Here is a 19,568-nt window from a genome sequence, read left to right as displayed (position 1 = left end):
GTTAAAAGTTCTTTAATTTTTCCTGGCTTTCTTTAGCAACATTGTCAAATATCTTCTTCATGTCGGTTACCTTTTGCAGTTCAACTTCAAAATATTTGGTATCTGTCGTATCAGGGTTGTAGCCCTTCATCCAATCCATCATATGATCAGTCGCACTCTCCAGATTAGCTTTCAGTATACTGAGCTCTTTTCGGGCCGCGGCCGTATCCAGCCCAGCGTTCGCTGCTTTAATGGACTTTAAATTGTTCAGGATGGAATCTATTTTGATGGCGTCACGGTCAAAGTGAGCAATCTGAGGCATGATCTCATCGTGGATTTTGATCGTTGAATCTTGCAGGGCTTTGACTTTGTTGGTACCCGCGTTTTCACATGCCGCTATTGCCAGGGACGCGATAGCCATGAAAGCGATTTTCTTCATGTTTCTATTTATTTGGTGATTAGACAAAGATATCAATTTCTTATTGTCCTGCCTCCCGATTTCTCGGGGGGAATGTAAAATTCAGGTCACGAATATAAGTCTCACAACGTACGACCGCGCATAATTCATCATAACGATCCTTTATCTCCAGACTGAAATTTTTGACGATCTTCCCTCTGCTAAGAATCGCCTCGGTGCATTCGGACAAGAGCTGATCCGGAAGTTCCACCTTATAGCTCAAACTGGTTTTTCCGGGCTTTTTAAATTCAATCGTTGAAGATTTGAGCCAGGCGACGGTCTTTTTAAAGCCGGTCATTTGGAGATATTGATCGAGCAAGATCGGAAATATCGGGTCGGCAGCAGCAAATATGGTTCCACCAAAGAGAGTTTTGTTGGTGTTGATGTTAAATAATGTTTTATAAATTTTTACTTCTGCGCCTTTAAATCCCGGACTGATTTTTTTGACCCAGATGCCCTGAAAAAGAAAGGGCGGATAGACGCGTAATAACCATGTAAGTGCAAGGGGACTGTATCTCATGCTACAAAAGTAACAGAATGTAGGCGATTATTCCCTGAAATCTTGGTTTTCTTGTTGCACTATGGTATTTTTACGGGATCAAAAGAACCTAAAATGTCAACACAGAGAGACGAACAGACGACAAGCAAAAAAGTGTGGTTATTGGTTACCATCGCTTCATTGGGCTATTTTGTCGATATCTATGATCTTATTATTTTTTCGATTGTGCGGATACAGTCGTTTACGGATATTGGAGTGCCGGCCGAGGAGATGCGGGTCAAAGGTGAGTTTGTGCTCAATATGCAGATGGGTGGACTGTTATTAGGCGGGATTATATGGGGGATAATCGGCGATAAGTTTGGTCGCCTGAAAGTGCTGTTTGGTTCTATCCTGATGTATTCGCTTGCCAATATCGCGAATGGTTTTGTACATGATGTGCTGATGTATGGGATGATCCGATTTATTGCCGGAATAGGACTGGCTGGAGAATTGGGCGCGGGAATTACGTTGGTTTCAGAAAGTATGCATAAATCCAAACGGGGCTACGGTACCATGCTTGTTGCGAGTGTCGGTGTATTGGGGGCTATTTTGGCCTACTTTGTTTCCGAAGAGTACAATTGGCGTACAGCATATTTTGTCGGCGGCGGCATGGGGCTATTACTGCTCTTGCTGCGTGTGGGTTCATTTGAATCCGGTTTGTTTAAGGAGCAAGCCGACAAGGTGGTTGTCAGGGGCGATTTCCGAATGCTTTTTACCGACAGAAACCGTCTGAAGCGCTATATGAATTGCCTATGTATTGGGCTTCCCATCTGGTTTGTGGTAGGCGTACTGGTTACGCAGGCCCCTGAAATCGGAAAAGCACTAGGTGCGGCAGAGACGCTGAGCGCTGGTAAGGGGGTAATGTTTGCCTATATCGGCATTTCGATCGGGGATGTACTCGCGGGTGTTTTTGCGCAGGTATTAAAATCCCGCAAAAAAGTTGTTTTCATCTGTCAGCTGATTATTATTGGCAGTTCGTTATGGTATCTTTTTAGTAACGGTATTTCGGCAAATAAATTTCTGATGCTGGCTTTTGTGATGGGACTGGGCGTGGGATATTGGGCTACCTTCGTCACGATTTCAGCAGAACAATTTGGAACCAATCTACGAGCGACTGTGGCGACGACAGCGCCCAATTTTGTCAGGGGGGCGCTGATCCCCTCGACCATGTTGTACGGACTTTTGGTCAATTCTTTTGGTATCGTACCTGCAGCAATAGCCATGGTATTGTTGCTTTCCGGTATTGCCATTTATTCTTTGACACAGCTGGAAGAGAGCTTTGACAAAGACCTGAATTATTTGGAACATTAATCCCCAGCCGTAACTATTTTTTTCTTCCGGGACATTTTTTGCAGCGTTTTCCTTCTTTGTATTTCTTACAGCATTTTTTAAAACACACGCATGAAAAGTCGGAAAACGGATGCATTGCCGCACTTCTAAATTGAAATGGGCTTGCCTTGCTGTCCATTTGGTCGTGCTCTACAACAGACTCAATAACTTCGTTCATAGGGCAAAGTTACTATTTGTTTAAAATAATTCTAAATAAAAATGCCGATTTTACATTTTTTTAAGAAGATTTTCGATCACTTTCGGAAAATGCTGATGTTCGAGTTGCTGTCCTTTAAATTTTATGATGTCCAGGGTGTCACTGGGATCAATTTTAAACCGCGCCTGGTATATAATCTCCCCTTCATCAAAATGTTCGTTAGCAAAGTGGATAGTGATGCCATGCTCTTCTTCTTTGTTAGCCAGTACAGCTTTGTGTACATGGTCGCCATACATACCCTTACCACCATACTTCGGAAGGAGAGCAGGATGGATATTGATGATTTGGTTTGGATAAGCTTTTAGCAGGTTGTAAGGTACCAGCCAGAGAAATCCCGCCAGGACAATAAGATCTATATTGAGATTCTTAAGGATATTTACGACATTGTCGGTGTTATAGAACTCGTTACGATCAAATATGTGGGAAGGTATTTCAAAATTATCTGCCCGTTGAATAACGTAGGCATCTGGATTATTGGAGAGAACTAGAGCGACCTCAGCTTCATCTGAATATTTAAAATGTTCCATTATTTTCTGTGCATTGGAACCTGAACCTGAAGCGAAAATGGCAATTCGTTTTTTCACGATTATTGGATATTTATAGATTTGATCGATTTAAAAATTAGTTCAAACTTACGCATTTTTTGTAAAAAAACTAAATTAATGACAGATGGAAGCGCCTTTTTAAGTATAATTGAGTAAAATTAATGCATTATTCACTGTTGCTTTAAAATTCTTTAATATGAAGTTGTTCCGTTTGCTTTTTTTTGTTGGTCTGTTTTTTATTCTTCAACCGCTGTTTGCTCAGGCGCCTAAAGTATTGCCGGCTTTTTCCTTTGACGAGGTCTATCAGGCTGGCCGGTTCAGTTCGGATAAGTTGCCTAAGGCAGGTTATATCGTGCTTGATTTTTACGATCCGGGTTGCGGACATTGCCAGAAAATGGGCGCGGGTATCGCCCAGAATTTGCCCAGATTTAAAAACGTCCATTTTTACTTTATCTCCATGAACGATAAACCTTATGTGGACGGTTTTATAAATATGCATGCCAAGCCACTAAGGAACGCCCAGAATGTGAAATTTTTATTTGATCCGGGCACACAGTTTATTGAAAAGTTTAATCCTACGAATTATCCTTCGCTGTATGTATATGATGCCAAAACAAAGACCTTGTTGCAGCACCTGGACGGGGAAGATGATGTAAAGAAACTGTTGAAGTCAGTGAATGGTATAGACTGACTGTCTTTATAAAATATAAAAAAAAAAGCGTTGCGATAGCAACGCTTTTTTTATGCTTCCTGTTTGTTGATGAAGACAAATTTCCCATCGAAAACATCCAGCCGGATGACCGAATCTCGGCTTACTTTCCCTGATAAGATCTCCTTGGAGAGCTCATTAAGGATACGTTTTTGAATCACGCGTTTCAGCGGTCTTGCACCATATACTGGATCATACCCTAGCTGGGCCAGCCAGTCCATGGCTTCATCGGATGCTGTGATGAAGATATTTTGTTCAGCCAGTTGTTTTTGAACATGGGCGAACTGCAGACGAACGATATCGCCGATTTCGTCCCTGCTCAGCGGTGTGAACATAATGACCTCATCGATACGGTTTAAGAACTCTGGACGGATCGACTGTTTGAGGAGTTCGAAAACTTCGTTGCGAGTTTTCGCAATGATTTCATCTTTATTGTCTTCCCGCAAATGACTGAAATTTTCCTGAATGACATGCGAGCCGGTATTGGACGTCATAATAATAATCGTATTCTTGAAATTGACGGTACGCCCTTTGTTATCTGTTAAATGTCCATCATCAAGTACCTGCAAAAGGATGTTAAATACATCCGGATGGGCCTTTTCAATTTCATCCAATAGCACCACAGAATAGGGGCGTCTTCGGACAGCTTCAGTCAACTGGCCGCCTTCATCATAACCAACATATCCGGGAGGCGCACCGATAAGGCGAGACACGGCATGTCTTTCTTGGTATTCGGACATATCGATACGCACCATCGACTGCTCGTCATCGAACAGAAATTCGGCAAGCGCTTTGGCGAGTTCTGTTTTTCCGACGCCTGTTGTTCCCAAAAATATAAAAGAACCGATAGGGCGCTTAGCGTCATTCAGGCCAGCTCTTGAACGGCGTATTGCGTCAGAGATAGCTTCTATAGCTTCGTTCTGTCCTGCAACACGTTTGTGCAGTTCTTCTTCCAGATTAAGAAGCTTTTCACGTTCCGACTGGATCATTTTGCTTACGGGTATGCCAGTCCATTTGGCCACTACATCGGCAATGTCCTCGGAGGTCACCTCTTCCTTCAGCATACGCTTGCTTTCCTGCTTTTCAGCAAGTTCGGCTTTTAGCCTTTCCACCTTCTCCTGCGCTTCTTTAATGCGTCCGTAACGCAGCTCAGCTACTTTTCCATAGTCGCCGGAGCGTTCCGCCTGTTCCGCTTCGAGCTTATAATTTTCAATATTTTCAATCTCTTGGTTGACATGGTCTACGAGATTTTTTTCTTCCTGCCATGAAGCACGCAAGGTATCACGTTCGGCCGACAGGTTGGCAATGCTTTCCGAGAGTTCCTGGACTTTTTTGTCGTCGTTTTCGCGTTTTAGGGCCTCCCGTTCAATCTCGAGTTGCATGATGCGGCGCTCCAGTTCGTCCACCGCCTCTGGCACAGAGTCCATTTCCAGACGCAGTTTTGACGCAGCTTCATCGATTAGGTCGATTGCTTTATCCGGTAAAAAGCGGTCCGAAATATAGCGTTGCGACAGTTCAACAGCAGCGATGATGGATTCATCCAGGATACGTACCTTATGATGGGTTTCATAGCGTTCTTTCAGTCCCCGAAGAATAGAGATCGCGTCCTGGGTGTCAGGTTCTTCGACCATGACCTTCTGAAACCGGCGTTCAAGCGCTTTGTCTTTTTCAAAGTATTTTTGGTACTCATTTAATGTGGTGGCACCGATGGCACGCAGTTCGCCTCTGGCCAAGGCGGGTTTCAGAATATTAGCTGCGTCCATCGCGCCTTCGCCGCCTCCTGCACCGACAAGAGTATGGATCTCATCAATAAACAGGATAATCTCGCCGTTGGAGTCAGTCACCTCCTTGACGACTGCTTTTAAACGTTCTTCGAACTCACCTTTATATTTGGCTCCAGCAATTAGGGCCCCCATATCCAGTGAAAACACGACTTTTGTCTTGAGATTTTCGGGAGCATCACCTTTGATGATCCGATAAGCAATACCTTCGGCAATAGCCGTCTTACCCACTCCGGGCTCACCGACAAGAATGGGGTTGTTTTTGGTACGTCGGGAGAGGATCTGCATGACGCGCCTGATTTCCTCATCACGCCCAATGACAGGGTCGAGCTTGCCCGACTCGGCATACTCGTTCAGGTTACGGGCATATTTTCCCAGTGCATTATAGGTTGCCTCAGCATTTTGGTCCGTCACACGGCTGTTGCCCCGCAGTTCCTTGATCGCAGTCTTTAAATCCTTTTCGGTGACGCCCTGTGCTTTCAGTAAGCTTGACGTTTTGTCCGAAGTGGCCAGCATCCCCAAAAGCAGATGTTCGACAGATACAAATTCGTCGTTGAATTCTTTAAGATATCCTTGTGCTTTCTGCAAGGCTGTATTGGCATCGCTACTCAAATAAATATTGCTACCGCTGACTTTCGGGAAACTCTCGATCTGCTTATCTAGTTCCGTTCCAAGATAAGTAATATTCACATTTAATTTCTTCAGCAGGTGGCTAACCACATTTTCGTCCACGGAAAGCAAAGCTTTTAGGATATGAGCAGTTTCGATCGCCTGCTGCTGATGACCAGCAGCAATTTCCGAAGCTTTTTGTATGGCCTCCTGGGCCTTAATGGTATAGTTGTTAAAATTCATCCGTAAAATATCTTAATTAAAGTTTGTTGATATGTTTTGTTATAACAATTGGGATGCCATTCAGTTTTTGGGTGTTAATACGGAAAAAATGGCATTGAAATTTATTGTTTCATGACAAATTTTCAGGTCATAAAAATAATAATGCTGATTTTTAACGATTTGAAAATCTGAGTGCAAAAATTGCGAGATGGGATTTGGATTTTTGGTCTAGGCTTTCGATATTTGCAGCATCTTAAAAGCGGTAACGTTTTGAAGGTTGAAAAGAAGTAACGCCTCTTTAGCTCAGCTGGTAGAGCAACTGACTTGTAATCAGTAGGTCATTGGTTCGATCCCGATAAGAGGCTCATCGAGTAATACTCATTAAACTTCTTTAAAAAGCCTCTTTAGCTCAGCTGGTAGAGCAACTGACTTGTAATCAGTAGGTCATTGGTTCGATCCCGATAAGAGGCTCAAAAAGACCCCCAAGATTCATTTCTTGGGGGTCTTTTTTTTAATTTAAACTGAGCTGCGCAGCTTTGGCGATTTTCTTAGGAATATCGGTATTGTCCATTTTGTGGTTGAATAGCTCAGCCCCGACACCGATCGCGTACACCGGGGCGTATGCCGCCGAGTGGTTATTGGAAGCCCAAGCGATAGAAGCCATTCTGTTAAGTATGCCAATACTTAAAGCTGCAATCTTATCGTCATTGGCATACAGGCTCTTTGCTGTTTCATTCTGATGGTTAACAAAGCTCTTCTGATAAGCCTCTCGCAATAGTTTATCATCGTTTTCATTGACCTTGATGCCAGTATATAGACCTGTGTGAGTAGCTAGCAACTGTTTGAGCTGCTCCCAAGTTACATTAACTTTGCTGTTGCGGAGATCGCCTATCTGTGCTGAAAGTGCACTATGCGATACGCTTTGTTCCGAAAGCAACTTTGTTTTTAAAGTAGAACTTCCATTACCTATTCCAAGGCCGCCAGTTTCGTGGTCCGCTGTCACGACGATAAGGGTTTCCGTTGGATGTTTCTGGTAAAATTCGTAAGCCAGAGCTGCCGCCGCGTTAAAATCAAGTACCTCCTGCACTGTAGTGGCTGCATCATTCGCGTGGCAGGCCCAGTCAATCTTACCGCCCTCCACCATCAGGAAGAAGCCTTTATCATTGTGATGTTGGAGCGACTGAATGGCTGCAGCGGTGATATCGGCCAGTCTGAGGTCGCCGGGCTGTTGATCAATAGCATATTTTAGTGCTTCTTTTGGGCTACCGTCCGTGTTCATCAGGATAATTTTATCGGACTTCTCTTTGTGCTTTAGATAAGCATCTTTTCCCTTTAGAATTTGGTAACCAGCGTTTTTAAGTTGTGGAAAAAGAGAAGGAGCCTGCTTGCCGTCAAACGTCATTTCGGGTTTTAAAAAGTTGGAGCCTGCAAAGAAATCAAAATTGGAACGGATAATTTCTTGTCCGATTTCATAGTACATATCCCTGTCGGGCTGATGGGCATAAAAGGAAGCCGGCGTTGCATGGTCTATGCTCACACTGGTCACAATCCCGACTTTTAGTCCCCGTTCTTTGGCTGCATAGGCGATACTCTTGTAGGAAGTTGTTCTGCTACTATCCATGCCGATAACGCCATTTTTGGTCTTTTTACCAACGGCCAGGGCGGTGCCGCCAGCGCCGGAATCGGTGACACCGTTGGACAGGGAGTGCGTAGAGGCAAAACCCGTGTGCGGGAACTGCGTAAAGACTAACGGTACCGTACTGTTTTTGTTTTGAATCGCTGCCTGATTGATCTCAGTAAGATTAACCTGATTGAAGCCCATTCCATCTCCAATCAGATAAAAGATATATTTCGCCTCTTGACAGAAGGCTGGGAATACCTGAATAACCGCAAGAAAAAAAAGAAATAAAAAGTGTTTTTTCATGTAAATAGTAGTTTCTTTCAATCCGCAAGTTACCCCGTCTGGATTACCTTGATGTTAAGCTAATGTTATGAATTGCTTTAAGATACAGCCATACTATTCGGAGAGGTCTTTAATATCCCTGACAGAGATGATATTGATTTTCTCACGGCAGCGGCTCACTGATCTGAGCATTGCCAAAGCCACGCGGTCAACTGTCAGTGCTTCATAGCTCCTGAGAAGGCCTATACGATTGAAAATCCGCAGAGCACCTATCGCTAGTTTTTCTCCGGCACGGTCGGTATCTGGACGGATTAGGCCGCCGGGCTGCACTATAATCAGCCTGCTGAAATCTAAAGCTTTGATATGTTGTTCGAGACTGCCTTTCATGCGGTTATAGAAGATTCTTGAACCAGCATCTGCATTGACGGCGGACAGCAAAACAAAAACAGGGATCCCGTTCTTTTTGGCTAAGGCGGCAAAATGTAGATTGAGATCGTGATCTATTTTCCATTGAGCATCCTTACTTCCGGCATCCTTTCGCGTCGTCCCTAGGCAGGAAATCGCCAAGTCACCATAAATAAGGTGTTCGACATCCTGAAGTTTGCCAAAATCTACGATAATCTGCCTCAATTTGGGGTGTGTAGGAAAGACCTCACGTCGCAACAGTAAGACAATTTCCGTAAAATCGACAGAATTTAATAAGTATTGGACAAGTGCTTTTCCGGTTGCGCCCGAACCACCGATGATAACTGCTCGCATATATTGATGTGTTGATCTATCAAGAGAACACTAATCTTGATAGTTTGGTTTTCCGGGAGTGAACCGTACAATGGTTTGATTCAGCCGCAGTGTGTCAGCGACAGTGATCAGATCCTCTTCGACGATAAAGTTCTGCCCAATAGAAGTTTTAATGGTAGTGAAATCTTCCTGATCAGCGTCCTGAAAGTATAATAAGGACTGAATGGTGGATACGGCAACCAGCTCCAGCAAGTCATCTTCTCCTTCTAAGCCTACGTAGAAAAAATCTGCCATAATATTTGATGTTTGGTTTATTGCTAATATAGCTTATTTTATTCTAAAATTAGCTGCCTGCTCATCAATCGTTTATATATGTGGATTTTAATAGAACAACGAAAAGACATGCTTTGTTCATAAAACAAAATGTTATTGCATTTGAAAAGCAATTTATTTAAGTTTGATAGGATCATTTTAAATAGATAATTATATCAAGATGGATAGAGAACAGATACAAAATTGGCTGGACAAAGGGTATGATATATTGCATCATGGCCGGCCGGTTAAAGTTGAGGGGGACCTGTGGGACTACATTGATGGGCTCGGCAGCTATGACAGCGTTTATGTATTGCGTGAATTATTGTATTGGACGGAGGATGAGCTAGCGAAAATCGGAAAGTAGCTCTGAGGCCTTCAATGTCCCATTCAAGACCCTAGAGCTTAAGATCAGAAGATAATATTGCGTTTAAAAGCGCAGCCTAATTCGATGAGTGAATCGGTTTTTGCGATTCCGGGGATGTTATCTATTTTTTCATATAACAGCTTACGCATATGCTCGTGATTTTTGGCGATTATTTTTATGTAAAGTGTATAGTTGCCGGTGATATAATAACATTCAGTCACTTCTGGAATTTTCTTTAGCTCTTCAATAATGCGGCCGGAATCGTGATCTTTTTCTAGACTAAGTCCAGTAAACGCACCCCAGTCATAACCTAATTTTTTCTCGTCCAATACGGGCTTAATTCCGGTTAATATACCTTGGTCCATGAGTCGGCTGATTCGTTGGTGTATCATGGTATTGGAGACCCCAAGAGCAGTGGCTATTGCTGAATAAGCCATGCGGCCATCTGTGTCAAGGTATTTTAAAATCTGTAGATCAAATTCGTCAATGCCGTTCATAGTAAACAGGTTTAAAGTTAATTTAAATATTTCGGTGCTAATTTAGTGTTAATTTGTCTTATTTTGTTGTTGAAAAAGTAAAAATTGTATATTTGTTCGTATTGAAAAAAATCAAAAATTATGAGTACAGTAAATATACTGGGAAAAGGAATGGCGTTTATTGCCAAGGAAGAAAGATATGGAGCACATAATTACCATCCTTTACCGGTGGTACTGGAGCGGGGAGAGGGTGCCATGGTATGGGACGTGGACGGTCGATCTTATTTTGATTTCCTGTCGGCTTATTCGGCAGTCAACCAGGGGCATTGTCATCCCCGTATTCTGGCTGCATTGACTAGGCAGGCGCAGCAGCTGACGCTGACTTCGCGTGCTTTCTATAACAATAGATTAGGCGACTTTGAAGAAATGATGTGCAAACTCTTCGGGTTTGACAAGGCCTTGGTGATGAATTCCGGAGTGGAAGCCGTGGAGACGGCGATGAAACTTTGCCGTAAATGGGCATATAAGGTAAAAGGTGTCGCTGCCAATCAGGCGAAAATTGTGTTTGCCAAAGATAATTTTCATGGTCGTACAATTTCTGTGATATCTGCTTCAAATGACCGTACCGCCACGGATGATTTCGGTCCCTTTGTGGAAGGTATTCTACTTGTGCCTTATAATGATATTGAAGCTCTTGAACAGCTGTTCAAACAGGATCCTACAATTGCGGGCTTTATCGTTGAGCCAATTCAGGGGGAAGCAGGCATTGTGGTCCCCGATGCGGATTATTTGAAGCGTGTACGCCAGCTATGTGATACACATCATGTATTGTTTATTGCAGATGAGATCCAGACAGGTATTGCCCGGACTGGCAGTATGCTGGCTTCCTATGATATAAACAACCCAAACAGCGACAGTAAGCCTGATGTACTGCTATTGGGCAAGGCCTTATCCGGCGGTGTGTTGCCGGTGTCTGCGGTCTTGTCCAATGACGAGATTATGTTATGCATCCGGCCGGGTGAGCACGGTTCTACCTATGGTGGCAATCCGTTGGCTTGTGCAGTGGCCATGGAGGCACTTCAAGTTGTATTGGATGAGGACCTCATTCAGAATGCGCAACGGATGGGAAACTTATTTTTAGAAGGCCTGCGAAAAATTGCTGCCAAATCTGATCTTATACAGGAGGTTAGAGGTAGAGGTTTACTGACCGCAATTGTGATCAATGCGAGTGAAGAGAGCGATCTGGCGTGGAACATTTGCTTGAAATTTATGGAAAATGGTCTTTTGGCAAAACCGACGCACGGCAATAAAATTCGTTTGGCACCGCCATTGGTCATTACAGAAAGCCAAGTGAATACATGTCTGGGCATCATTGAGCAATCGTTGAGTAATCTGAATTGATATATGAAGAAAATGATTGAACTGATCAAGAATAGATCTGATATTGGTGCAGGCACGCGTGGTTCGGATTTGGGGATTGATGCAATCGAAATTGCAGCAATCAACAAGGGCAGCCAATATTTTATAAACTATCCCTTTGTTGACGTACCCACGCGCAACAACTCCATTTATCAGAATGATAACCACCCTTTTGGTAAACATATCCAGCAGATCTATGAACAATGTAAGCAGGTAGCCTCTACCGTCGAAGATAGCCTGTCGGCCGGCAATTTTCCGTTGGTATTTTCAGGAGACCATTCCTCGGCCATGGGCACTATCAGTGGTATCAAATCTGCATATCCGGATAGGACCCTCGGTGTCATTTGGGTGGACGCGCATGCGGATATCCATTCTCCTTACACCACACCTTCCGGCAATATGCACGGGATGCCGCTGGCAGCCATGCTGAATGAAGACAACCTGTCCTGTTCAATCAATGAAGTAGATCAGTCGACTCAGGAGTTGTGGAATAAACTCAAACGCATTGCTGGGCCTGTGGGCAAAATTAAGGCGGATCATCTGATCTATTTTGGTGTTCGCGACACGGAAGAACCAGAGGATATCGTCATCAACCGGCTGGAAATAAAAAATTATCGTGTTGAGGAAACGCGGCAACGTGGTATTAAGCCCTGCGTTGCAGAGGCGATGGAACGCTTAAGAGATTGCGATATGCTGTATATTTCCTTTGACGTGGACAGTATGGACAGCGAGCTCATTTCAGATGGAACTGGAACGCCGGTACCTAAAGGTTTCCTGCCCAAAGAGATTGTTCTCATTCTTGAAGAGATCATTCGTTCAGAAAAGGTAGTCTGTTTCGAGATCGTGGAGGTAAATCCTCTATTGGACAACAAAGGAAATAAGATGGCGGAAGTTGCTTTTTCAATCTTGGAGCATATCACACCCTTAATTGAACTTAAATCTCTACGCTGATGTCGCACAAGCTTTGCTGGCATAGCGTTTAAATGAAAACCCCTTTTAGTCCTGCTGGTCGCTGAAAGGGGTTTTTAAGTGTTCAAGTGTGGGGAATTTTGTATATTTATGCGGTTTATGTTAGTTTGTCGGGCTGTTTTTATCTTCCAATGATAAGCAGGGCATCAAACTCAGAAGTAGCCATTATGGGACTAAGAAAAGTTATTGATATTAAATGCACGAAAGATGAATCAGTTTAAAATACTATTGGTTGAAGATCATATGGTTGTACGGAATGGTATTAAACTATTATTGGAGTCTCAGGAAGAATTTTTAGTTGTAGGTGAAGCTTCGGATGGGGATGAAGCGTTGCAGTTGATAGGGGATGGATTGTTGCCTGATATTATCTTGACAGATATCAGCATGGACAATATGGATGGCATGGAATTGTTGCGGGCTGTTAAGCGGGAGTATGCTTCGATTAAGGTTGTTATCCTCTCCATGCTGAATCAGATTCACTACGTTGTTGAAGGGTTTGGCTACGGTCTTTCAGGATATTTATTGAAAAATGTGGATTATAATGAATTACTTTTTGGCTTGAAACATGTGGCGCAAGGTGGACAGTATATAAGTGCGGAGATCAGTATAGCTTTGTTGGACCATGTTGCCTCAGGTAAAAGCGGCCAGGTGCTTTCCAATCCGGCAATACCCGAATTGGAAATTAGTGAACGCGAGATGGAAGTCCTTAGGCTCATAGCAGACGGTTATACGAATGTGGAGATTGCCGACAAAATCTTTTTGAGCAAGCGAACGGTTGAAGGACATCGACAAAGTTTGATCGAAAAGACAAATGTCAAAAATACTGCTGAACTGGTCAAGGTGGCATTTCAATCCGGACTGCTCAAATAGCGGCCTAAGCTTTGTTACGACTGTTGACAATCAGTAAAATGGATCCGGCCAGGATAAACGGCAGACTCAGTATCTGGCCCATATTGATCGATAAAGCGTCTTCAAAACGTTCCTGATTAATTTTTAAATACTCATCCAAAAAACGGAAAGAAAATAGTAAAATCAGCAGCAGCGCAAAGCTGTTGCCGGTTTGATTTCTAAAGAAAGATCTTTTCCAAAAGCTGTATAGTAGTACGAACAGTAGCATACAATAGAGTGCTTCGTATAATTGTGCAGGATGCCTTGGGATTTGATCAATATGTGTAAATATGAAAGCCCAGGGTAAATGTGTCGGCGTGCCAATCATTTCCGAGTTCATTAAATTTCCAAGACGGATACAGGCGCCGGCGATAGGCACCACCAGTGCTATTCGGTCAGCTACCCAGAGGAAAGAAAGCTTGTGTTTTCTTGCAAATAAGAAAATGCCGATAAGAATACCGATACCGCCACCATGGCTGGCCAAACCTCCTTCCCAAATAGCCAATATCTTAAAAGGGTGGCTCAGATAGTAGGCAGGATCATAAAAAAATATATGACCTAAACGTGCACCGATGACAGTTCCCACTAGGATATAAATACTTAATTGATCAAGGAGTTCGGCTGGCCGGTATTCTTTTTTGAAGATAGTCAGAAGTACCTGATAGCTTAATATTATTCCCAACAACCAAAACAGTCCGTACCAACGTATGGAGTGATCGATGATCGGCAGGGTCAGGATATCGCTTTCAACGTTCCATACAATATAGTTTAAATGTAATGCAGAGCTGCTTGTTATCATGTCTGAATAGCTAAAGTGTGGACAATAGGTATGCACGAAGAGCGAATTGTTACAACTATCTTTCGATTTTTTAAATCATGCGAAGGGATTTGCTAAGCAGGTTCGATCTGTCACGCTATTTAAATATCAGAAAAGAGAATTATTTTGCAGCCAGCCATGTCGTATATTTCAGAATATTCCGATATTCGGTTAAAATCATGGTGCCGCAGGCCGGTGCCTGCTTGAGTTACGCAAGAAAGAACAATTTTCGAATGAAAATACGTCAGACCGGAGCATTAGTTCATCTTATCCTTATTGTACTGCTTTTGCAGCTGTTTTCTTGTCATCAAAACAGGAAGCCAGATACAGCAAAAGAGGAAGAAAAGCCTGTCGATTCACTGGATATGCGCTACCGAGATTTTTTATTAGACCATCTGACCAAACAGGAATTGGAAGATAAGTCTATTGTCCGAAAAAAAAGAAATGAATTATTGCAGAAGGCGTATTTTATGCGTTCCCCATATAATCCGATATACCTGGCCTATGCATACATGTTGGAGGATCGGCTTGATTCTATACCCATTGTGCTGCATGCGCTTGAAGGAAGACCATTGAATCCGGATCAGGCTGTTCTAAAAGATTATTTTATGATCAGGGCTGATTTTAGTTTTGATGAAATGACCAATGTGACGCTGATGAAAAAGCTCATTGATGCCAAGGAATTTGCCGCGAAGAACAAGAGCACTTTTACTTTCCTGTTTTATAATCTGCTTTCCAATGCCAATTACCGGCGGGGAGACTATCGGCAGGCACTGCGCGATATTGAATCCTGGTATTTTTATCATCCAGAGAGAGCCGATCCGCGTGTTTCGCAGGTTTATCAGGAAGTCAAATTTATGCAATATATGGCTTTGCGTGACTTTGCGAAGCTAAAAGGATCTCTGGATAGCTGTAGACATTACGCCAGACTAACTGGAGATACTGCTACTATAATGCGCATGTATGATCTGCAGTCACAGTATTATTATAGTATTAATGACAACAAAAGAGCAGTGGAAGCATCCAGAGCATATTTTGATTATTTGCGCTCATCCCGCGCGCTGAATGCTTATGCTTTTGCAAATCTGGCCAAAAATTTTATGAACAATCAGCAGATTGATTCGGCGATAAAGTATTTTAATGCTGGTCTCAGGTTTATCAAGGAAAATAAGATCAAGCATAATACCTTGTTTTATTACCAGAATCTGCAGGCGGCTTATGCTCTAAAAGGAGATTATGAACGGGCCTATTTTTCTTTGGATTCAGCCTTTCGTGGGTATAAGAATAATGCTACCCGTATGGAATGGGAAAAAATGAATGATATCAATACCAAGTATGAAACCGAGAAAAAAGACCAGGCAATAAAACTGTTAAAAACGACCAATGCATTCAGCCACAAAATCATGGTACAGCAGCGCTGGATATTTGTCATTCTGCTCGCTCTGGTTTTTAGCTTGGCGTTTTTTATTTATTTTAGAAATAAGCAGAAATTACTTCAAAATATCAATCAGCGCATTATGGCGGAAAATAAACAGCTGATCTTGGAGCAAAAGACTAGACAGAATCAGCTTAATCCGCATTTTATCTATAACGCGATAGCAAATCTTCAGGGGTTGATCAGTAGTGAGCAGAAGGCGAAAGCGAATCAATATTTACTTTTATTATCGCGACAGATCCGTGACATTTTGGAACTGAACAGGGAAGACTATATTTCTCTGGAACAAGAGATTAAATCCTTACATAATTACATCCTTCTGCAGCAGATGCGGTATCAGGATGTGTTTGATTTTGAAATCAAGACTGGAGATCTGGATCTGGATAATGTAATGATTCCTCCTATGTTGATACAGCCATTTGTGGAAAATGCCATTGAGCATGCTTTTAAAAATTTATCCCACAAGGGGCAGCTGCGAATTTCGTTCAGGGAAGATGATGAACAATTGCATATTACAGTCAGCGACAATGGATGGGGCGTGCAGATGCATACGGAGCAAGTGAAACACAAGACATCCTTATCACAAACGATTACCAGAGAACGTCTTGAACTATTGTTTGCAGAAGCAGAAGCCAGGGCCAGAATTGAAATAACACCAAATTATAACGAAGATAAAAGCGGTTATAAAGTGGACATTTATATTCCGCTTGTTTTATTTTAATTGAGACTACGATGATGAAAGTTTATGTTCTTGAAGATGAGTATAATATATACTTATATATTAAGTCCCTGCTGGACAGTATTCCTTATGTGAGGCTGGTTGGTTATAGCCCGAGCATTGCGCAGGCAGAGCGCGAGTTGCCAGCTGCAGATCCCGATTTGATTTTAGCTGATATCCAGCTTAAAGACGGTTCGAGTTTGTCTTTTCTTTCCGAGTTAAAATTGGATATCAGTACCATTTTTATAACGGCATTCAACCAGTATGCGATTGAAGCATTAAATATTGGTGCCATTGCCTATCTCCTCAAGCCATTGGTTCCGGATCAATTTGTTGAGGCCATCGAAAAATGCTATAAAAAAAATAGCGAGTTTCGATTCAATAGTTGGCAGCTAGCTATGGCCGAAAATTATCTGAAGACCCCCGACAAACCACGTAAAATAGCATTGCGGACTTTTGAATTTACACAAATAGTTCATATTGATGATATTCTGTACTGCCAGGGCGACAAGGGGTATACCACATTTTATATAAAGGATAATAAACCAATGATGGTTTCCAAAGTGCTTAAACATTTTGAAACCATGCTTCCTGAAACCGAGTTTATAAGATGTCATCAGTCTTATCTGATCAATGCAAACCATATCAAAAAATATTTTAAAGATGGACAACTGGAAATGGCCGATGGCAAAATGATTCCTGTGGCTACACGAAAAAAAGATGTCATTCAGCAGTTTTTGAATGATATTTAATTGTGCGGATCAGATACTGGTCTGGACATAACAAACACCTGCTCGCGTCTTTAGGTTGATGAAAAACTAAAAATTATAGCAATTTAGTTTTATACTAAATATTTTAGTACTAAATTTGCTTAGATTTTAAGATGGAGGACATGAAATCAAATGAGAAACAAGCTTTAATCAGCAAGTTGAAAAAAGATTTGCTGTTGTGGCAGGGAATCCCGCAGCGATCAGCCGACTTGCTTCAGATGGGATTGGGGCCATTAGAGGAAGCCTTTCCTAATGGCGTTTTTCCGCGTGGGGCAATTCATGAATTTGTCAGTTTTGATCGGATAGGTGCCGCGGTTTCCTGTGGTTTCATCAGTACTTTGCTAGGCAAGCTGATGCAGAATCATGGTGTCTGTATCTGGATAAGTACTTTTCACACTTTATTTCCAGCTTCTCTGAAAACCTTTGGCGTGGTTCCGGAAGATGTCATATTTGTGTGCATGCAGCGGGAGAACGATGTTTTATGGGCAATGGAAGAGGCATTAAAATGTGAAGGCATCACGGCTGTACTGGCAGAAGTTCACCATTTGAATTTTGTACAGTCCAGGCGTCTACAGCTGGCGGTTGAAAAAAGCCGTGTAACTGGGTTTATTCTGCAGCATAATCCTCGGCAATTGGGTGCAACCACCTGTGCCGCCCGATGGAAGATTTCTTCACTGCCCAGCATCACAGTTGACGGATTGCCGGGAATAGGCTATCCGGGCTGGAACGTTGAACTGTTGAAAGTGCGGAATGGTCAGCCAGGCTGCTGGCAGTTTTGCTGGACAGCAAATGGTTTTGAAGCCATTACGAAAGCGAAAAAAGTTATTGCAGACTGGGGTGGACGTTACCAAAATTTCAGTTTGGCATGAAAAAGCGATTTGCATCACTGTGGTTTCGTCATCTTAAAACAGATTGGATGACAGTGTGCCGACCTCGGCTGGCTGAAATACCTTTTGTTTTAGCTATTTCTACACATGGAAAAATTGTCGTGAGTGCAAGCAGTCCGTTAGCCGAACAGGAGGGAGTCTTTCCGGGCATGGGCATCGCCGATGCAAAAGCTATTTTACCTGATTTAAAAGTCATCCATGAACGTGTCGGACTGGAACAAAAGCTGCTTCATGCCATAGCACATTGGTGTATCCGGTATACGCCGGTTGCAGCTCTGGACCTCCCTGATGGTATTGTAATGGATATCAGTGGTTGTGCGCATCTTTGGGGTGGAGAAAAGGCGTATTTGGAGCATATTATCTTGAGATTAAAGCAGCATGGCTATGATGTACGCATGAGTATTGCAGATAGTATAGGTGGAGCATGGGCCGTAGCTCGTTATGGACAAGGTGATCCTATTGTTGTGCCCAAAACACTTTCTGAAGTGTTGAAAACTATGCCCGCACAGGCATTGCGGCTAGAACCCACCGTTTTGCAACGTCTTCAGGCCCTTGGATTAAAAACGATAGGAAGTTTCTCCAACATGCCGCGTGTTGCTTTGCGCCGGCGTTTTGGTCATCATTTGCTGCTCCGATTGGATCAGGCAATGGGGAATACGGATGAGTTTATCATGCCCATTAAGCCGATTGTTCCCTATGAAGAACGTTTACCTTGTTTAGAGCCCATCCAAACGGCTAAAGGGATTGAGCTAGCCGTCCAGCAACTACTGGTGAGAATCTGCACCCGTTTGTTGAGCGAAGGTAAAGGCTTGCGGGAAGCTGTGCTGCTTAGTCATCGCATAGATGGCAAAATAGAACAGGTCGCTATTGGAACCAATAGGGCAACCGCACAGGTGCAACATCTGTTTCAGTTATTTGCTCTTAAGATTTCCCAGATTGAGCCTGGATTAGGTATTGAGCTGTTTGTGCTGGAAGTACCCAAAGTGGAAGAGGCGCCCCCTGTCCAGGAGAATCTTTGGAGCGATCGTATCGGACTGGATCATCCGGCACTGACAGAACTTCTGGACCGGCTGAAGAGTAGAGATCCCAGCTGTGATATTTCCCGATATCTTCCTGCTGCGCGTTACTGGCCAGAAAGATCCATGCAGGCCGCCTGTTCACTTCAAGAACGGTCTACTGTTGACTGGCAACAGGGACGTCCCCGGCCAACCCGATTGCTGCATACGCCGGAGCCTATTGTTGTGACAGCACCAATTCCAGATTATCCTCCCATGCTGTTCCGCTATAAAGGGCGCGTCCATGCCATTAAGAAAGCAGACGGGCCCGAGCGGATTGAACGGGAGTGGTGGATAGACAAAGGTGAACACCGTGATTATTATGCTGTTGAAGATGAAGAGGGCCAACGTTTTTGGCTTTATCGCTCGGGGCATTACGACGAGAGTTTGCCTAAGCAATGGTTTTTACATGGTTTTTTTGCTTAAGG

The 19,568-nt window shown here is 43.1% G+C and carries 19 protein-coding genes and 2 tRNA genes; 12 read left to right on the top strand and 9 right to left on the bottom strand.

Features of this window, described 5'->3' with window-relative positions:
- Window position 1: 1 nt before the first annotated feature.
- Together K7A41_RS19020 and K7A41_RS19015 are read right to left on the bottom strand one after the other, a co-directional pair.
- Window positions 2-418 carry a transposase gene (locus tag K7A41_RS19020; RefSeq protein WP_265714941.1) on the bottom strand — a complete coding sequence of 139 codons (417 nt, stop codon included), beginning with the start codon at window positions 416-418 and terminating at the stop codon, window positions 2-4.
- A gap of 40 nt (window positions 419-458) precedes the next feature.
- Entirely contained in the window at window positions 459-956 is a 498-nt protein-coding gene (locus tag K7A41_RS19015) for a DUF4442 domain-containing protein (protein WP_265714940.1), read from the bottom strand.
- 93 nt (window positions 957-1,049) lie between these two features.
- Between K7A41_RS19015 and K7A41_RS19010 the strand changes: the two genes are divergently transcribed.
- Window positions 1,050-2,285, top strand: a complete 1,236-nt coding sequence (locus K7A41_RS19010) for an MFS transporter (protein ID WP_265714939.1) — start codon at window positions 1,050-1,052, stop codon at window positions 2,283-2,285.
- 246 nt (window positions 2,286-2,531) lie between these two features.
- Here K7A41_RS19010 and purN read toward each other — a convergent pair whose 3' ends face one another.
- The gene (purN, locus tag K7A41_RS19005) at window positions 2,532-3,104 is read right to left on the bottom strand and encodes a phosphoribosylglycinamide formyltransferase (RefSeq protein WP_028069519.1); all 573 of its coding nucleotides are present in this window, start codon (window positions 3,102-3,104) and stop codon (window positions 2,532-2,534) included.
- Between the two features lie 157 nt (window positions 3,105-3,261).
- Between purN and K7A41_RS19000 the strand changes: the two genes are divergently transcribed.
- Window positions 3,262-3,756, top strand: a complete 495-nt coding sequence (locus tag K7A41_RS19000; protein WP_265714938.1) for a TlpA family protein disulfide reductase — start codon at window positions 3,262-3,264, stop codon at window positions 3,754-3,756.
- A gap of 50 nt (window positions 3,757-3,806) precedes the next feature.
- Here K7A41_RS19000 and clpB read toward each other — a convergent pair whose 3' ends face one another.
- Complete coding sequence (gene clpB, locus K7A41_RS18995; protein ID WP_265714937.1) at window positions 3,807-6,407, bottom strand: ATP-dependent chaperone ClpB; 2,601 nt, start codon at window positions 6,405-6,407, stop codon at window positions 3,807-3,809.
- 271 nt (window positions 6,408-6,678) lie between these two features.
- Between clpB and K7A41_RS18990 the strand changes: the two genes are divergently transcribed.
- Both K7A41_RS18990 and K7A41_RS18985 read left to right on the top strand, forming a co-directional pair.
- Window positions 6,679-6,751, top strand: a tRNA-Thr gene (locus K7A41_RS18990).
- A 33-nt stretch (window positions 6,752-6,784) separates the two neighbouring features.
- Window positions 6,785-6,857: transfer RNA gene (locus K7A41_RS18985), tRNA-Thr, on the top strand.
- Between the two features lie 40 nt (window positions 6,858-6,897).
- On the opposite strand, the gene K7A41_RS18980 is transcribed toward K7A41_RS18985, so the two are convergent.
- The 3 genes from K7A41_RS18980 to K7A41_RS18970 form a co-directional block, all read right to left on the bottom strand.
- Window positions 6,898-8,310, bottom strand: a complete 1,413-nt coding sequence (locus K7A41_RS18980) for an alkaline phosphatase (protein WP_265714936.1) — start codon at window positions 8,308-8,310, stop codon at window positions 6,898-6,900.
- A 93-nt stretch (window positions 8,311-8,403) separates the two neighbouring features.
- Window positions 8,404-9,048, bottom strand: a complete 645-nt coding sequence (locus tag K7A41_RS18975; protein WP_265714935.1) for an NAD(P)H-binding protein — start codon at window positions 9,046-9,048, stop codon at window positions 8,404-8,406.
- Window positions 9,049-9,078: 30 nt separating this feature from the next.
- Window positions 9,079-9,321, bottom strand: coding sequence for a hypothetical protein (locus tag K7A41_RS18970; protein WP_265714934.1), 243 nt, complete (start codon window positions 9,319-9,321; stop codon window positions 9,079-9,081).
- A 199-nt stretch (window positions 9,322-9,520) separates the two neighbouring features.
- On the opposite strand from K7A41_RS18970, the gene K7A41_RS18965 reads away from it, so the two are divergent.
- A complete protein-coding gene (locus K7A41_RS18965; RefSeq protein WP_028069525.1) occupies window positions 9,521-9,706 on the top strand; it encodes a hypothetical protein in 186 nt (61 codons plus the stop codon).
- Window positions 9,707-9,750: 44 nt separating this feature from the next.
- Here K7A41_RS18965 and K7A41_RS18960 read toward each other — a convergent pair whose 3' ends face one another.
- Window positions 9,751-10,203, bottom strand: a complete 453-nt coding sequence (locus K7A41_RS18960) for an Lrp/AsnC family transcriptional regulator (RefSeq protein WP_265714933.1) — start codon at window positions 10,201-10,203, stop codon at window positions 9,751-9,753.
- Window positions 10,204-10,323: 120 nt separating this feature from the next.
- Here K7A41_RS18960 and rocD point away from each other — a divergent pair, with 120 nt between their 5' ends.
- The 3 genes from rocD (at window position 10,324) to K7A41_RS18945 (ending at window position 13,440) form a co-directional block, all read left to right on the top strand.
- Window positions 10,324-11,583: an ornithine--oxo-acid transaminase gene (rocD, locus tag K7A41_RS18955; RefSeq protein ID WP_265714932.1), complete on the top strand. Its 1,260-nt coding sequence runs from the start codon at window positions 10,324-10,326 to the stop codon at window positions 11,581-11,583.
- 3 nt (window positions 11,584-11,586) lie between these two features.
- On the top strand, window positions 11,587-12,552 hold the full coding sequence (locus K7A41_RS18950; protein ID WP_265714931.1) for an arginase: 966 nt from the start codon (window positions 11,587-11,589) through the stop codon (window positions 12,550-12,552).
- Between the two features lie 225 nt (window positions 12,553-12,777).
- Window positions 12,778-13,440: a response regulator gene (locus tag K7A41_RS18945; protein ID WP_037532963.1), complete on the top strand. Its 663-nt coding sequence runs from the start codon at window positions 12,778-12,780 to the stop codon at window positions 13,438-13,440.
- A gap of 4 nt (window positions 13,441-13,444) precedes the next feature.
- Here the strand turns inward: K7A41_RS18945 and lgt are convergent, their stop codons facing one another.
- Window positions 13,445-14,257: a prolipoprotein diacylglyceryl transferase gene (gene lgt, locus K7A41_RS18940; RefSeq protein ID WP_265714930.1), complete on the bottom strand. Its 813-nt coding sequence runs from the start codon at window positions 14,255-14,257 to the stop codon at window positions 13,445-13,447.
- A gap of 251 nt (window positions 14,258-14,508) precedes the next feature.
- On the opposite strand from lgt, the gene K7A41_RS18935 reads away from it, so the two are divergent.
- The 4 genes from K7A41_RS18935 to K7A41_RS18920 all read left to right on the top strand — a co-directional run bounded on the left by K7A41_RS18935 (window position 14,509) and on the right by K7A41_RS18920 (window position 19,566).
- The gene (locus K7A41_RS18935) at window positions 14,509-16,431 is read left to right on the top strand and encodes a sensor histidine kinase (protein WP_265714929.1); all 1,923 of its coding nucleotides are present in this window, start codon (window positions 14,509-14,511) and stop codon (window positions 16,429-16,431) included.
- An 11-nt stretch (window positions 16,432-16,442) separates the two neighbouring features.
- Window positions 16,443-17,180, top strand: coding sequence for a LytR/AlgR family response regulator transcription factor (locus K7A41_RS18930; protein ID WP_265714928.1), 738 nt, complete (start codon window positions 16,443-16,445; stop codon window positions 17,178-17,180).
- A gap of 140 nt (window positions 17,181-17,320) precedes the next feature.
- Complete coding sequence (locus tag K7A41_RS18925; protein ID WP_265714927.1) at window positions 17,321-18,067, top strand: ImuA family protein; 747 nt, start codon at window positions 17,321-17,323, stop codon at window positions 18,065-18,067.
- Window positions 18,064-19,566 (top strand): Y-family DNA polymerase, encoded by a 1,503-nt coding sequence (locus K7A41_RS18920; protein WP_265714926.1) that lies wholly within the window; start codon window positions 18,064-18,066, stop codon window positions 19,564-19,566. The genes K7A41_RS18925 and K7A41_RS18920 overlap by 4 nt, the downstream gene beginning before the upstream one ends.
- The last annotated feature ends 2 nt before the right edge of the window (window positions 19,567-19,568 follow it).

Origin of the sequence: Sphingobacterium sp. InxBP1, from assembly GCF_026191775.1 — a bacterium.
GTDB lineage: Bacteria > Bacteroidota > Bacteroidia > Sphingobacteriales > Sphingobacteriaceae > Sphingobacterium > Sphingobacterium thalpophilum.
This window is presented reverse-complemented; position numbering and strand designations above follow the sequence as displayed.